Annotated in this window: 8 protein-coding genes and 2 pseudogenes; 3 read left to right on the top strand and 7 right to left on the bottom strand. The window is 63.4% G+C overall.

Going from position 1 to position 15,286, the window contains the following annotated elements; genetic code table 11:
* Positions 1-13: 13 nt before the first annotated feature.
* The gene (locus F3Y30_RS02480) at positions 14-1,267 is read right to left on the bottom strand and encodes an FAD-binding oxidoreductase (RefSeq protein ID WP_203424999.1); all 1,254 of its coding nucleotides are present in this window, start codon (positions 1,265-1,267) and stop codon (positions 14-16) included.
* Between the two features lie 155 nt (positions 1,268-1,422).
* Complete coding sequence (locus F3Y30_RS02475; protein ID WP_203424998.1) at positions 1,423-2,118, bottom strand: GntR family transcriptional regulator; 696 nt, start codon at positions 2,116-2,118, stop codon at positions 1,423-1,425.
* Between the two features lie 126 nt (positions 2,119-2,244).
* Between F3Y30_RS02475 and F3Y30_RS02470 the strand changes: the two genes are divergently transcribed.
* Complete coding sequence (locus F3Y30_RS02470; RefSeq protein ID WP_203424997.1) at positions 2,245-3,606, top strand: glutamine synthetase family protein; 1,362 nt, start codon at positions 2,245-2,247, stop codon at positions 3,604-3,606.
* Positions 3,606-4,925: an FAD-binding oxidoreductase gene (locus F3Y30_RS02465; protein WP_203424996.1), complete on the top strand. Its 1,320-nt coding sequence runs from the start codon at positions 3,606-3,608 to the stop codon at positions 4,923-4,925. The genes F3Y30_RS02470 and F3Y30_RS02465 overlap by 1 nt, the downstream gene beginning before the upstream one ends.
* 78 nt (positions 4,926-5,003) lie before the next feature.
* Here F3Y30_RS02465 and purU read toward each other — a convergent pair whose 3' ends face one another.
* The 4 genes and pseudogenes from purU to F3Y30_RS02445 all read right to left on the bottom strand — a co-directional run bounded on the left by purU (position 5,004) and on the right by F3Y30_RS02445 (position 12,045).
* Entirely contained in the window at positions 5,004-5,888 is an 885-nt protein-coding gene (purU, locus tag F3Y30_RS02460) for a formyltetrahydrofolate deformylase (protein WP_203424995.1), read from the bottom strand.
* A 371-nt stretch (positions 5,889-6,259) separates the two neighbouring features.
* Complete coding sequence (locus F3Y30_RS02455; protein ID WP_203424994.1) at positions 6,260-9,634, bottom strand: error-prone DNA polymerase; 3,375 nt, start codon at positions 9,632-9,634, stop codon at positions 6,260-6,262.
* Positions 9,631-11,066: pseudogene (locus F3Y30_RS02450) on the bottom strand (DNA polymerase Y family protein). The gene F3Y30_RS02455 and the pseudogene F3Y30_RS02450 overlap by 4 nt, the downstream one beginning before the upstream one ends.
* Positions 11,067-11,106: 40 nt before the next feature.
* Entirely contained in the window at positions 11,107-12,045 is a 939-nt protein-coding gene (locus F3Y30_RS02445) for a hypothetical protein (protein ID WP_203424993.1), read from the bottom strand.
* A gap of 293 nt (positions 12,046-12,338) precedes the next feature.
* Between F3Y30_RS02445 and F3Y30_RS02440 the strand changes: the two are divergent.
* Positions 12,339-13,375, top strand: a pseudogene (locus F3Y30_RS02440) (tyrosine-type recombinase/integrase).
* Positions 13,376-13,411: 36 nt separating this feature from the next.
* On the opposite strand, the gene F3Y30_RS02435 reads toward F3Y30_RS02440, so the two are convergent.
* On the bottom strand, positions 13,412-15,238 hold the full coding sequence (locus F3Y30_RS02435; RefSeq protein ID WP_203424992.1) for an alpha/beta hydrolase: 1,827 nt from the start codon (positions 15,236-15,238) through the stop codon (positions 13,412-13,414).
* Positions 15,239-15,286 lie beyond the last annotated feature (48 nt).

Genomic DNA, 15,286 nt, shown 5'->3' with positions numbered 1-15,286 from the left:
AAGGCGCGTTCAGCTATGCAAGGAACCGCTCGGGCCGGTAGGGGGCCAGGTCGATGACGGTCTTTTCGCCGAGCATCCTTTCGGCAAGCGCGCGTCCTGTGACGGGACCCAGCGTCATGCCGTGGTGGGCGTGCCCGAAGGCGAACCAGAGCCCTGCGTGTCGCGGTGCCTTGCCGATGATCGGCATCATGTCGGGCGTGCAGGGGCGAGCACCCATCCAGGGTTCGTCGTCCCGCCGCTCGGCGAGCGGGAAGAATTCCCGTGCAACTTTTTCCGCGCGGCGAAGCTGCACGGGTGTCTTGCGGGCATCACGCTTGGCGAACTCGGCACCGGTCGTCAGGCGGATTCCGCGCAGCATCGGCGCCAGGAAATACCCGCGCTCGGCATCCAGCACCCAGTTGTTAAGATGGGCGCCGTCCTGGGCGCCGTAGTGCATGTGGTAGCCGCGCTTGACCGCGAGCGGGAAGTGATAACCGAGCTTTCGCGTGACCGTGTCCGCCCACGGGCCCAGCGCGACGACGACCTCGCGCGATTCCAGCGGCCCGTCCGGCGTTGCGATGCGCCAGCCTTCGCCTTCGAGAACGTGTTCGATGGTTGCCGCATCACCGGACACGAGCGAACCACCGAGCGATTTGAAATAGGCGAGGTAGGTCTTCAGCAGGCTTTGCGGATCACGGATCGACCAGGGGTCCGTCCAGCGAAGGCCGCCGGCAAGGTCCGCTTGTATGTGAGGCTCGCTTTCTCTGATTTCCGAGGTGGTGAGCTTCTGGTGGTTCACGCCGAAATTGGCCGAAAGCTTTTCGGCCTCCGCATAGGCTGCGTCACGCGCCTTCTCCGACCGGAAGACCTTCATCCATCCGTCCTTGCGGATGAGTTCCTCGGCCCCCGATGCGGCGATCAGGTCTGCATGCTCGCTGATCGAATGCTCGATCAACGGGGCGTAGAGGTGGGCGATCTTCTGGTGCTGCGTGAAGCCGGAATGCCACCAGTAGCGCGCAAGGAAGGGGGCAAGCCCCGGCAGCGCCGAGAGATGGTAATAGGCATCGATCGTATTGTTCAGCGCGTAGCGAAAAAGCGCTCCGAAGTCATGCGGGAAGCCATAGGGGAAGACTCCTTCGCGCTGGATAAGCCCGGCATTGCCATAGGAGGTTTCTTCCGCCGGTCCCCGTCGATCGACAAGCACCACCGATTTGCCGCGCCGCGCCAGATGTATCGCCGTCGAAATCCCGACGACGCCCGCGCCCAGTACGACCACATCCGTCTTCATCCCGTGCTCCGCATTCGTGCTGCCCCTGACCAATCAATGCACAGCGTGCAAGCGGGAAGCAAGCGCCGAGGCCGCGGCGGCACCAGAGGGTCCTTCTGATGCCACCGTCGATGTACGCCTGGACCGCTTAGGGGGTCGCCTACCAACGGGCCGCGTCATTGGCCAGCAAGGCGAAGGAGATTTTCGATCGCCTTGCGCTCGAAGCCACCAATGCCTTCGCGAATATCCGCGTCGATCGCAGCAGCGGTCGCCTCCTCGTCGCGCTTGCGGAGCGCTGCGATCGCTTCCTGGTGACGGTCTACGAAGTAGAGCTGCGCGACATGCTCCATGGCGATCCCGAGAAAGGGGCCGAGCTGCAACCATATGCTCTCCACCATCGGCATCAGGATCTGGTCCGGATTGGCGGTATAAAGCGTACGATGGAACTCCTGGTTGAGGAGGAGTGCGGTGGCGTTGTCCTTGCGGGCGATCGCTTCGTCCTGTGCCCGGTCGATCTCCACGAGACGATCGATGTTGCGCTCGGTGACATGCGCTACGGCGCGCCGGGCGGCGTGTTGCTCCAGCACGGATCGAAGCGCGATCAATTCGCTGAACCGGTCTGCCGTCATACGTGGCACCATGATCCTGCGATTGTCGAGGACCTGCAGGGCGCCTTCGGAACTCAAACGCCGAAGCGCCTCCCGGACAGGAGTGGGACTGCTTTCCATGGCTTCCGCAATGCCCCGTATCGTCAGGGCCTCTCCCGGGCGGATCGAACCGACCATGATCGCCTGACGCAGGCGGCGATGTGCATACTCATGGGTGGTCATGCCCTGCGGCCGCTCGAGCGGCTCCAATACCAATTTCCCCAATCATCCCTCCTGACCGTCGGACTGCCGGGTTCGGCTGACCCGATGTCGACGCGGTTTTAACACCTTGACCGGCAACAAGAAAGCATGCATAAATGAAAAATGTGATCACAAAGATAATTATGTGATATGGAAAAATCAATGTCTGAAGTCGAGGGGAATGACTGGCTGGCAAACGCTGAGTCGGTGGAAAGCATCCAGGCGGTCGTCTGCGATCTCAACGGCATCCTGCGCGGTAAGCGCGTTCCTGTTGCCCAGGCCAAGAAAGTTCTTGAGGGTGGCATCCGCATGCCGTTGTCCATCGTCGGGGTGGACGTCTGGGGCGAGGACATCGTCGGGAGTTCGCATGTTTTCGCAAGCGGAGACATGGATGGCATCTGCAGTCCGACGGGGCGGGGCGCGCTCCCGGTCAGCTGGACACTGAAGCCAAGTGCCGTCGTACCGCTCTGGCTATTCAAGGAGACTGGCGAGCCATTCCTCGCCGATCCGCGGCAGGCGCTTGCCAATATCGTGCGGCAATATCACGAACTCGGCCTTCGTCCGGTCGTGGCATCCGAAATGGAGTTCTATCTGATCGACGCGGAACCCGATCATGCGGAGCCGCCGATCTCTCCCTATACCGGCAAGCGGCTCGATTCGGACGCAATTCTTTCAATCGACGAGCTCGATGATTTCGGCGAGTTCTTCTCGGACGTCTACGCGGAATGCGCACGCCAGAACGTGCCGGCGGATTCGGCCGTTGCGGAGAACGGCATCGGCCAGTTCGAAATCAACCTGATGCATACCGACGACCCCCTGAAGGCGGCCGATGACGCTCTCTTCTTCAAGCGCATCATCAAGGGGATTGCCCGCAAGCATGGTTTCGCGGCGACGTTCATGGCCAAGCCCTACGGCATGCGGTCGGGAAGCGGGATGCACATGCATTTCAGCGTGACCGACGAGGCGGGCAAGAACATCTTCGATGATGGCACCGCCGAAGGCTCCGACATCATGCGGCATGCGGTGGCGGGATTGTTGCGGGGAATGGCCGAATCGACGCTGCTCTTTGCTCCCCACTTCAATTCCTACCGCCGCCTGAGACCCGACACGCACGCTCCGACCTCCATTTCCTGGGGTTACGAGAATCGGACCGCGGCCATCCGCATCCCGGGCGGCAAGAGTTCGGCACGGCGCATCGAGCATCGCGTTGCGGGCGCCGACGCCAATCCATACCTCGTCATGGCGGCGATCCTGGGCGCGGCCCTCGTCGGTATCCGAAACAAGTGGGAACCGGAGCCTCCGGTCTCCGGGCGGGCCTACCAGGCCAAGCTTCCGCGGATCCCGAGCGAGTGGGGCTCGGCCGTCACCGCCTTCGAAAACGGCTCCATCGTCTCGGAAATCTTCGATCCCGACCTTCGATCGATGCTGATTGCCTGCAAGCGGCAGGAGCTCGCGGGCTTTGCCGAGCAGGTCACCGACTTTGAATTCAGCGCCTATCTGGAAATCGTCTGATGAACGCAACCTTCAAATCCTATGCCTCGTATGCCGGTGACGGTTCCTATCCTGACAGCTACTATGCGGCCTCGCGCAACATCATCCGCGTGCCGAAGGTGCTGGAAGGCGATGTCAGCGCGGATGTGGCTGTGCTCGGTGCCGGCTATTCGGGTCTTTCGACCGCAATCCACCTCGCAGAACTCGGCTACAAGGTGGTCGTCGTCGAGGGCGCGGGCGTCGGCTGGGGTGCTTCCGGACGAAACGGCGGCCAGATCGTCAACGGGCTGAATGCCAGCCTCGATACGATCCGTCGCCGCTACGGCGATGCTGCCGGCGCCTTCGTCGGCGGGCTGGTGCAGGAGGGCGGCAAGATCATCCGCCGCATCGTCAGCCAGTACGGCATCGAATGCGACATGAAGCAGGGCAACATCTATGCTGCCTATACGCCTGCGCACATGAAGGAACTCGAGCACAAGAAGGCCTTGTGGAAGAGCTACGGCATGGACGATCACCAGCTTCTCGACAAGGAAGCGATACGCAAGCTGGTGAACACGGACGCCTATGTCGGCGGTATGCTCGACACGACCGGCGGCCACATGCATCCGCTGAACCTCGTGCTCGGCGAGGCGAAGGCGTTCGAAACGCTTGGAGGCGTGATCTACGAGCAATCGCCGGTGACGAGGGTCGAGCACGACGCCGAGCGTCCGGTGATCCACACTGCTCGCGGCCGCGTGATGGCGAAAATCGCGGTGCTCTGCGGCAATGCCTACCTCGGCCATGTCGTGCCGAAGCTGGTGTCTCGAGTCATGCCGGTCTCCACGCAGATGATGGCGACCGAACCGCTGGGCGAGGAGCGTGCGCGATCGCTTATCCCGAGCGACATGTGCGTAGAGGACGTGCGCTACATCCTCGACTACTTCCGGCTTTCGGCCGACAATCGCCTGATCTTCGGCGGCGGGACCGTCTATGGCGGAACCGATCCGGCCGATGTGCGGGCGAAGCTCCGGCCCAATATGGAAAAAGTCTTCCCGTCGATGAAGGGTGTGAAGATCGACTATGCGTGGAGCGGCAATTTCGCGCTGTCCTTCTCACGCGTGCCGCAGATGGGGCGCATCGGAAAGAACACCTATTTCGCCCACGGCTATAGCGGTCACGGTGTAACGGGTTCGCATCTGTTCGGCCGGATCCTCAGCGAAACCATCCACGGCGACGCAAGCCGGTTCGACCAGTTCGAGAAGCTCCCGTGGATTCCCTTCCCCGGAGGGCGCATGTTCCGGGCCCAGTATTCGACCGTCGGCTCCTGGTGGTATCAGTTCAAGGACGCCTTCGGGCTCTGATCGTCGTCCCGATGACGGAACGCAATCGGCCGGCGAGGTTTCCCTCGCCGGCCGTTTTCTGTTCCGCCGGTCTCTGTCTCAGCCCATGCGCTCGGAAGCGTAGGAGCCGGGGCTTGCCGGGAACACGATGGTGCGGTGGCCGTTCATGAAGACGCGGTGGTGGATATGCGCATGCACCGCCCGCGCCAGCACCTGGCTCTCGACGTCGCGGCCGATCGAGACGTAGTCCTCCGGGCTCTGCGCATGGGTGATGCGGGCGGTGTCCTGCTCGATGATCGGACCCTCGTCGAGATCCTCGGTGACGTAGTGCGCCGTCGCGCCGATCAGCTTCACTCCGCGCTCATAGGCCTGCTTGTAGGGGTTGGCCCCCTTGAACGACGGCAGGAACGAGTGGTGGATGTTGATGATGCGGCCGGACATCTTCTTGCACACCGCATCCGACAGCACCTGCATGTAGCGGGCAAGCACGATGAGATCGGCCTCGGTCTGCTCGACGATCTCCATCAGCCGCGCCTCGGCCTGCGGCTTGTTGTCCTTCGTCACCTTGACGTGGTGGAACGGGATGTCGTGGTTGACCACCACCTTCTGATAATCGAAGTGGTTGGAGACGACACCGACGATGTCGATCGGCAGCGCCCCGATCTTCCAGCGATACAGAAGGTCGTTCAGGCAATGCCCGAACCGCGACACCATCAGCAGAACCTTCATCCGCTTCTCGCTGTCGTGGATCTCCCAGGTCATGCCGAAGGGCTTGGCGACGGTCTCGAAGCCGCGATTGAGCTCTTCCTGGCTGACACCCTCCTGGCTGATGAAGGTCAGCCGCATGAAGAACAGGCCGGTTTCCAGGTCGTCGAACTGCGAGCTGTCGGAGATATAGCAACCCTGTTCCGCGAGGTAGCCGGTGATGGCGGCGACGATGCCGCGGGTCGATTTGCAGGAAACAGTCAGCACGTAGTTCTTCATCGGTTCCACTCTCGCTTTGGGCGGCCTGTCCATCCTGCCGGATGGTGCGGCCGCGCGCTCGTCGTCTTCTGAGCCATGCCTTTTCGGCAAGCCGGTATTTCAGGGGGGCAGTCGCTTTGCAAGGGCGTCCTGAGTTGTCGAAAGCTACGCGGGTGAAATTTTTGTGTCGATCCGATTAGCGACATCGGATGGACCGAAACAGCCAGAAACGCATCTCCACGCCCGGCGGCGACGCGGGTTTGTCCTGCGGGCGCGTCGAAACCGTCGCAAAGACGGCCCGACTGCGATCTTTCCGCGTCCGCCGTTCGGTGGCCCGGTCCAGGCGGTTCACCCGGATGAGGGCGAGCCGCGATACCGGGACCGCGGGACGATCAATGAAAATTCCGACCTTTCGGCATGACCCTGGCGGCCTCCCTGGCGAGGTCCTGAGTCCTGTCCGGCAGATGCAGCACGCTGGCACGACCTTGAGCCGCATCTCCTGTAGCGCGCGGCGGAACGACCTTGTGGCGCATCTCCTGTACCGGGCGGCGTACCTCGTCGCCATGAGCGAGTGCGATGAGGTCGTCCTTGCCGGCCTGGAGCGTCGCCAGAAGCGCCGTCATATCCTCGAGGCGGTCTGCGACGATGTGGATCACGCCCTGCTCGCGTTGAAGCCTGCCCGTCACCTTGACCAGGCGCGCGCCCATGACGATCGGCCGGAAAGCCTCGAAAGCCTTTGGCCAGACAATGATGTTGGCGACGCCGGTCTCGTCCTCGATGGTCATGAAGATGACGCCTTTCGCCGATCCCGGCCGCTGGCGCACCAGAACCAGTCCGGCAACCGAAATCCTGCGTCCGACCGGCGCCGTTTCGAGCGTCCTGTGGGCGGCAATGCCCAGCATGCTGAACTTTTCACGCAGGAAGGAAACCGGATGGGCCTTCAGCGAGAGGGACAGGTATCGATAGTCGTGGACCACCTGCTCGCCGGGCAGCATCGGCGGAAGGTGGACGTCCGGTTCCTTCTGCAGGATGCCCGCATCGCCGGCCTCTGCGAAAAGCGGAAGGGTTTCGGCCGAACGCCCCTCATCCAGTGCCTTGGCCGCCCAAAGGGCCTTGCGACGATCGAGGCCCATGGAGCGGAAGGCATCCGCATCGGCCAGGCGCTCGACCGAGGCGCGCGCCAGACCGGAACGCAGCCAGAGATCGCGGACGGAACGATAGCCCGTGCCGCGGTTGGCGACGAGCTTCTCCACCTCGGCCGCCGCAAGGCCCTTGACGAGCCTGAAGCCGAGACGAACCGACCTTTCGGTCCGGATGACATCCCGCATGTCGCGATGTCGCGGTTCCATGGATGCCTTGTCGTGCGCGCCCGCCTCGAGGGTGCAGTCGGCAGAGGAATGATTGACGTCCACGGGCAGAACCCGCACGCCGTGCTCGCGCGCATCGCGAACCAGTTGCGCGGGTGCATAGAAGCCCATGGGCTGCGAATTGAGGATCGCCGCACAGAAGACGTCGGGATAGTAGGTCTTGAACCAGGACGAGGCGTAGACGAGGAGCGCGAAGGAGGCCGCGTGGCTTTCCGGGAAACCGTACTCGCCGAATCCCTCGATCTGGCTGAAGCAGCGTTCAGCGAACTCCCGCGGGTATTTCTTCGCGACCATTCCGTCGATCATCTTCTGGCGGAAGGAACCGATCGTTCCCGTCCGGCGAAAGGTCGCCATTGCCCGGCGCAGCTGGTCCGCCTCGCTCGGCGTGAAGCCTGCCGCGGTGATCGCGATCTGCATCGCCTGCTCCTGGAAGAGCGGAACGCCGAGGGTTCGCTTGAGAACGTCCTCCAGTTCGGGGCTCGGATAGTCCACCTTCTTGTTCCGCGCCATTTCCTGCCGGCGCTTCAGGTAAGGATGGACCATGTTGCCCTGGATCGGGCCGGGTCGAACGATCGCCACCTCTATCACGAGGTCATAGAATTTTTGCGGTCTCAGCCGGGGCAGCATGCTCATCTGAGCCCGGCTCTCTATCTGGAAGACGCCGATCGTATCGGCGCGGCAGATCATGTCGTAGACTGCATTTTCCTGCTCCCTGTAGAGCGCTGCAAGGTTCTTCGGAACGTTGTAGTGCTCCTCCAGAAGCGAGAACGCCTTGGCGAGGCAGGTGAGCATTCCAAGTGCGAGCACATCGATCTTCAGAATCTTGAGCGTATCGAGGTCGTCCTTGTCCCACTCCACCATGTAGCGGTCCTTCATGGCCGTGTTCATGATGGGGACCACTTCGTCCAGCCGGTCGCGCGTGATGATGAAGCCGCCGACATGCTGGGTCAGGTGCCGCGGGAATCCCATGAGCATGGCGGAGTATTCGAGGACGCGCCTGGTGGTGGGGTTCGTCATGTCGAGGCCGGCAGCACTTGCCTCGCGCTCGGTGAGGCTCGATGTCGACCAGCCCCAGACCGCTCCCGAGAGCGCGGACTGCACATCCTCCGAGAGGCCGAAGGCTTTCGACACCTCCCGCCCGGCCGAGCGGGCACGGTAGCTCGTCACCGCCGCCGCCAGCCCGGCATGCTGGTGCCCGTAGCGCCTGTAGATGTACTGGATCACCGTCTCGCGCTTCTCGTGTTCGAAGTCCACGTCGATATCGGGCGGCTCGTCCCGGTCGATGGAGATGAAGCGATCGAAGAGCAAGGTGGTCGTTGCCGGATCGACCTCCGTGATGCCGAGACAGAAGCAGACCGTGGAATTGGCCGCCGATCCGCGACCCTGACACAGGATCTTTTCGCTGCGCGCGAATTCCATGATGTGCCGGACGGTCAGGAAATAGGGCTCGTATCGTTTCCGGCTGATCAGTGACAGTTCGTATTCGATCTGATCCGCCACCTTCTGTGGCGTCCCTTCGGGGTAGCGCCATTTCGCTCCCTCCAATGTCAGGCGCCGGAGGGTCTGCTGCGGCGTCTCGCCGGGCATGCTTTCATCGGGATACTGGTACTGAAGCTCCTCGAGAGAAAAACCGAGCCTGTCGAAGAATTCCCGGGAATTGGCGATGGCCTGTGGATAGGAGCGGAACATCCGCGCGATTTCCGCCGGGTCCTTCAGGTGCCGTTCCGAATTGGCGCCGAGGCGGAAGCCCGCGGAGGTGACGGTTGCGTGTTCCCGGATCGCGGTCACCACATCCGCCAGCGGACGGCGGGTGCCGTCGTGATAGAGCGCATCGCTCGTGGCAAGAAGCGGGATCCGCAGCCCGCGGGCAACAGAAGCAAGAGTTTCAAGAAACACGTCGTCAAAACCGTCATAGTGGCGGGCGAGCCCGAGATAGGCCCGGTCTCCGACGTGCTGGCGCAGGCGGTCGAGAAAAGCCGGCAGGGTTTCCATCCGGCTGTCACTCCTGCGGTCGGGCAGGACGGCCAGCATCAGCGCACCGCTCCATTCGAGAAGGTCATCCTCATGGAGCGTGCAGTCTCCCTTGACCGACCGCAGGTTCCCGGCACTCAGAAGACGGCACAGATGGGCCCAACCCTCGCGATTCTGCGGATAGGCAAGAATGTCAGGGGTCCCGTCGGCAAAGACGAGGCGTGCGCCGGCACGAAATGGGTAATTCTCCGCTTTCGCCTTCGCATGCGCCCGCACGACGCCCGCAACCGTGTTGCGGTCGGCGATCCCGATTCCGGAAAGCCCGATCGCGGCGGCGGCGGCGACCATCTCCTCGGCGGACGAGGCACCTTCCAGGAAGGAGAAGTTCGTGCGGGCTCCAAGCTCGAAGAAGGGCGGGGGTGCACTCATGCGAACACCCCGTGCAGGAACCAGCGCGGCTTGTCGGCCCCCTGTTCATAAAATCCCTCGCGAAACAGCCAGTACCGGCGACCGGCGTCATCCTCGACACGGAAATAGTCGCGGGTTGGTGCCGCCTCTCCATGGATCCACCATTCCGCGGCAATGCGTTCCGGCCCCTCCGCTCGAACTGTGCGGTGGAGCGCCCGGCGCCAGCGGAAGCTCATCGGAGCTCCTTCGGGAACTTCGGCCGTCGCTTCCACGGGCTCGGGGTGGCTCAGCAGCCGCAGCGGACGCGCTGCGGGAAGCAAGCGTGCCACGGGCGCCACGGCGGCTGCCTTTCCCTGCCGCTGCATGTGCCCGGTATTCTCGAAAGGCTCCAGCGAGACTGCCCGTTCCGGAAGATGACTTTCCGCAAAGGCCGGCATGCGCAGGCTCCCTGTGCCGAACCGGGCCGTCACCCGATCGACGAACGCCGACAGAGGATGTTCCACCGTCCCGCTCCCTGCCATGTCCGCCTGTACGGTCTCGAACTTCTCCTTTCGCAAAACCGAGAGCCGGACGATCTCGAAGCCGAAGCCGGCGTCGAGTTCATCCTGGGCCCGTGCCATCCGCTCCCGGAACAGGGCCCCGATCCGCTGCGGATCCCGTAGGGCGCGGACGTGCCGGCCTCGATGCGGAAGACCCGGCCATCGACGCGGAACAGGGCGAGTTCGAAGAGCCGTCCCCCGCTCCCCTTCTCCTCGAGGTTCGTCTTCACGATATCGGCAAGTCGCAGCACCAGTGAGAGAATGTCGTCTTCGCCGGTGACGGGTTCCGCAAGCCGGCGCTCCGAGGAGATTTCGGGAACGGGCAGACGCGGCGACAAGGCTTCTCCAGCGTGTCCCAGCGCCTGGTCCAGTCGCAATAGAGGTTCCGGTCCGAAACGACGGGTTATCGGCGCGCGGGGGGCTGCGATGATATCGCCGACGCGCTTGAGGCCGACCCGGCTCAGGGAGGCAACGATATCCTCGCCCAGCCTGAGCGAGGCCATGGGCATCCTCGCAAGGATACGGGTGCCTTCCTCTTCGGCGATGACTGCCCCGGTCCCCTCGCGATAGCGAGAGACGGCCCAGGAAAGTCCGGCGGTCGAGGAAATAGCCCCGCGCGCCTCGATGCCCAGATGGAAGAGGCGCATGAGGACATCGTCGAGAAGCGCGCGTTCTCCGCCGAAAAGATGAGTGCAGCCGGAAATGTCGAGCAGCAGTCCGTCGGTGCGGTCGAGGGCCACGAGCGGCGTGTAGCGGCCGCACCAGTCGGCAAGGGATTCGAGGAGAGCCCGGTCGGCGGCGGCGTCGGCCGGCACCACATCGACCTCCGGGCATATTGCCCGAACCTCGGCGACGCCGAGACCGCACCGCAGCGATGCCTTTTCCGCTGTCGTGTCGAGGGCGACGATCCGCATAGCGCTTCCTATCCGGTCGGCAAAGGCGATCGGCGGATGATCAGGACGCCCTGCTGAAAGCCACGACACGCCCCATCTCTGCCTCGATATCCGGTCGGCCGCCAGATGGGGAAAGAAGAGCGCGAGGATGCGCTGGCTTGGCAGGCGCGGCGTGAGCGGCGGGGTTGAACTCTGAAAAACGTCGGTCACGACTGTTCCACTCCAAAAGAATGCCGTCGGGAGCGAGGGTCCTGCTCTTTTCGGCGGTAACGTGAAAAACCGGATTGCCGAGGCTGCCGCGTAGCTCATGGCCTTTGTGAAGGATCCGTTCGGCGGCAGCGGCAGGCCGAACATGGAGCCTCAGGAGTGCGCTGCTCGCCTCCTCGGCGCCGTTCTGGCGCAGGAGCAGAAGGGGTATGCCGCTTGCTCTGGCCCGAAGGTGCAGGCGCCTGCTTTCGCTGAGGCCGAAACAGGCAGGATTGCCCCTGACTTCGAGAACGACAGCACTGAAGGCGGGTGTGGAAAGCGCGGCCTCCGCAATCCAGAGCGCATCCTGCGTCCGGCGTGGGCAGGTCAGGAGAAAGCGGCTGGTGTCTAGACCGAAGGTTTCCAGTCCGACACCATAGGGCATGCCGGCTTCTCGGGATGCCGCAGTTTCGACGATCCAGAGCACCAGCGCAGACGCATTGTCCTTGCGGCTTGCCTCCTGGCACACCACGGCAAGGGCTGTCGTAAAACCCATGGCCGCGCCCGCATCACGAGTCTCGGCGTTCCGGATTTCGGTCAGCCCCTCGATTGCCATCCCGCCGCAAAGGTCCGCATCGAAAAAGGGGACTCCAAGCGTGATCCGGCGCGCCATCGGGGTTTTGCAATGTATGGAAGGGCTCGCCATCCTATCCGGCGCCGGGTAGCGGCGCTCGGGCATGCCATGTCCTTCCAGGCGGGCAACGGCTTCTCGCAAGGCAAAAAGCCGTTCATCCGCAGCGGCAATGCCTGCCATGCGGTCCACTCCTGAATGTTCCTGTTATGTTCTTATGGATTCCAGAGTGACCCCGAAGAGTCAATTCAAAATTTGTGAATTTATTCCTGTCGCGGTTTCGCCAGGTTGGAGCAGGGGCCTTTCCCTTCGTGCCAATCCTGCGCAGGATGCGGAAAAATCTCTCGAATCAGCTAGGATGACAGAGGTTGGACGGCTGCGGCACGGATCGCAGGATCAAGTGGGGATCATTCCGAGGCGCGAGTGGTGCTGGGGATGCGGGACGGGTAATGGCTGTAAACGACGAACTGGCGATTATGATTTCCGCCACCGATGTGGCCGAGCACACATCGGAGATTTCGGGTGACGTGCCCGCACACCTTTCCGATCTCACAGAGAAGGCGCGCGACTACGTCCGCAAATCCTCATCCGACAATACCCGCCGCGCCTATGCCAGCGACTGGCGGCATTTTTCGGCGTGGTGCCGGCGCAAGGGCATCGCCTCGATGCCGCCGCACCCGCAAACCGTGGGCCTCTATATCACCGCGCTTGCTTCCGGCCAGGAAAACGGCGGCAAGCCCGCTTCCGTCGGCACGATCGAACGCCGGCTTTCAGCGCTGGTCTGGAACTACAACCAGCGCGGCCTCACGCTCGAGCGCTCAGACCGGCATATTGCGACGGTTCTTGCCGGCATCCGCCGGGCACATGCGAAGCCTCCGCGGCAGAAGGAAGCGATCCTGCCGGAGGATCTCATTGCAATGCTGGAGACGCTCGACAGGGGAACCCTCAGGGGCTGCGGGACCGCGCGATCCTGCTTCTGGGATTTGCCGGCGGGCTTCGCCGATCCGAGATCGTCGGCCTCGATTGCGGCCGCGACCAGACCGAAGACGGATCCGGCTGGATCGAGATCCTCGACAAGGGTGCCGTCCTTACCCTTCGAGGCAAGACCGGATGGCGGGAGGTGGAGATCGGCCGCGGCTCAGCCGATGCGACATGTCCGATCGTCGCGCTGCAGACCTGGCTCAGCCTCGGCCGCATTGCGCACGGGCCGGTCTTCCGTCGCGTCATAGGCAATGGCAAGACGGTCGACGTCGAGCGCCTGAATGACAAACACATCGCCCGGCTGATCAAGAAGGCGGCGCTGGATGCTGGTGTCCGTGGAGACCTGCCGGAAGGGGAGCGTGTCCAGATGTTCTCCGGTCATTCGCTCCGTGCCGGTCTGGCCTCGTCTGCCGAGGTCGACGAACGCCACGTCCAGAAGCACCTCGGCCACGCCTCGGCGGAAATGACCCGCAGATACCAGCGGCGGCGAGACCGGTTCCGCGTCAACCTCACGAAGGCGGCTGGTCTCTAAAAAACGGAAATCGCAGCGTCCGGCTGCTCCGCCAGATCAGTTGACGGCAGTCGTTTTGCGCGGCGCCCGGACAGGGCCTGCCTCCGGTGCCACGGTGCCGATCGTTCCGCTACCCGCGGTCTCTGCGCGTGCTGCCTGCTGCGCCAGCGAGCGCGTGAGCCGCACGACCGTTTCCTGCACGTCCCGTCGAAACCGGAGGGGCGTCAGGTTATGGTCGGCGCCGGCCAGCATATGCAGTTCGGCGTTCGGATAAGCCTTCAGACGCTCGCCATTCTCGCCAAAGTGAAAGCGGAAATTCTCCAGTCCGCCGTCATTGTCGCTGTAGAAAAGGGCAATCGGGGCTGCGCGGTCGCGCAACGATCGAAAATCGCGGTGAACGGCACGGTTCCAGCGCTCCAGCGGAAGCAGTGGGCCGAGAACGGGTGCCAGCGCCGTCGTCAGGCGCTGGAAAACGCGTTTCAGGATGTTGGTGAGGGCTGTTCTCACGTCGACCTGGCCGGCGAGCAGGCGACGGACGGTCTCCATTCTCATGGCCTTCTGGGAATAGTCCTTCAGCGGCCGCGGCACGTGCAGCAGCGCATCCTCCGACGGCGGCGTGCGCCAGCGGAACGTGAACGGATTGATGACCACGCATCCGGCCCAGTTGGGATCCGCCACGGCGCAGTTGTAGGCGAGATAGGCACCGCTGCAGCGCCCCAGAATCAAGGCCGGTGCTCCATCGGTCGACATCTGGAGGAGATCGCGCGCAGCCGCGACGTCGTCCATCTGCCATTCGTCATAGAGGATCTGTTCGCGCCTTCCGGCGACCGGCGGACTGTCGCCGGCCCCCGCCGCATCAAAGCGAAGCGAGGCGATGCCGTTCTCGGCCAGCATGCGTGCAAGCTCGACCGAGGAGCGCCCCCAGCCAGCCTGGTGGTCGTAGGCCGTGGTCAGGATGAGGACCGCCGCACTCGCCGGCAGGGCTTTCGGCCGGCACAGGGTCCCGTAGAGCCTGTCACCGGTGCCAAAACGAACGGGCACTTCCTGGAACCCGTGTCCTGCGAGGGCTGCGGGCGCGGGAAGGGTGCGTGGCGGACCCGCCACGGTCCGAGAAAAACCGGTAAGCGACCGTAACCAGGTCGAAAGCTCGGACGGAACGGTCGAGGGCATCTTCTGGGTGAGCGGATTCGAGACGAGCTCGTCATAGCCTTCATAGTCGATGGCGGTGACGGTGCGGCCCCTCTCACGCAGTCCTTCGCAGAACGCGGAATCGTTCTGGCTTGCGGTGCGGCGCGCGACGAAAACGCAATCGCACGGCAGCGAAGCCGGTGCAGTCAGATCGAGGGAGCGAAGGTCGGCCGCAATTTTCTCCGGCATCCTTACTCCGGCAATGGCAACGCCCGCCTCGCGCAGGCTTTCCGGAATTTCCAGTGCATCGTCGACAACCTTCGACCAGAACGTCAGCTCGCGGAGGTAGGATCGGCCCTTCAGGACCGGGGCCAGCAAGGCCAGACCGTCGATGTCGGTGCGGCGCGAAATCATCATCGCAAGACTCGCACCGAGACCCTGTCCAAGCAGGACGACGCGGCTCGTACCGGAATATTCCTTCAGCGTGTCGATCGCCTTGCCGACGCTTTCGAGCCAGCTCGCAATTCCGGCCACACCCTCTTGGGGATCGATGGCATTGACCGTCGCCGGATAGTCGAACCTGAGGCTTGCCACGCCCAGGTCGGAGAAATCTTCGGCAAGGATGCGCCAGAACTTTCGCGTGCACATTTCCTCGAGACCCCAGGGGCTGAGGAACAGGACGGAGAGATCGCGTATGCCGTCCCGGCCCCTCGCAGGCTCGAACAGACCTGTAAGCCCGCAGAAGGTGACCGGCACGCCTGCACTTCTGTCGCGCGCGAATACCTCTGACTGGGGAGATCGACT

Origin of the sequence: Sinorhizobium sp. BG8 (genome assembly GCF_016864555.1) — a bacterium.
Classification (GTDB): domain Bacteria; phylum Pseudomonadota; class Alphaproteobacteria; order Rhizobiales; family Rhizobiaceae; genus BG8.
Note: the sequence above shows the minus strand (reverse complement) of the source record. Positions and strands in the feature narration are given on the sequence as shown.

Bases quoted from the DNA above. Each gene is read 5' to 3' on its own strand.
- purU (WP_203424995.1), bottom strand. From the start codon at position 5,888: ATGAAGAACTACGTGCTGACTGTTTCCTGCAAATCGACCCGCGGCATC.
- F3Y30_RS02445 (WP_203424993.1), bottom strand. From the start codon at position 12,045: ATGGCAGGCATTGCCGCTGCGGATGAACGGCTTTTTGCCTTGCGAGAA.
- F3Y30_RS02480 (WP_203424999.1), bottom strand. From the start codon at position 1,267: ATGAAGACGGATGTGGTCGTACTGGGCGCGGGCGTCGTCGGGATTTCG.
- F3Y30_RS02470 (WP_203424997.1), top strand. From the start codon at position 2,245: ATGGAAAAATCAATGTCTGAAGTCGAGGGGAATGACTGGCTGGCAAAC.
- F3Y30_RS02465 (WP_203424996.1), top strand. From the start codon at position 3,606: ATGAACGCAACCTTCAAATCCTATGCCTCGTATGCCGGTGACGGTTCC.
- F3Y30_RS02455 (WP_203424994.1), bottom strand. From the start codon at position 9,634: ATGAGTGCACCCCCGCCCTTCTTCGAGCTTGGAGCCCGCACGAACTTC.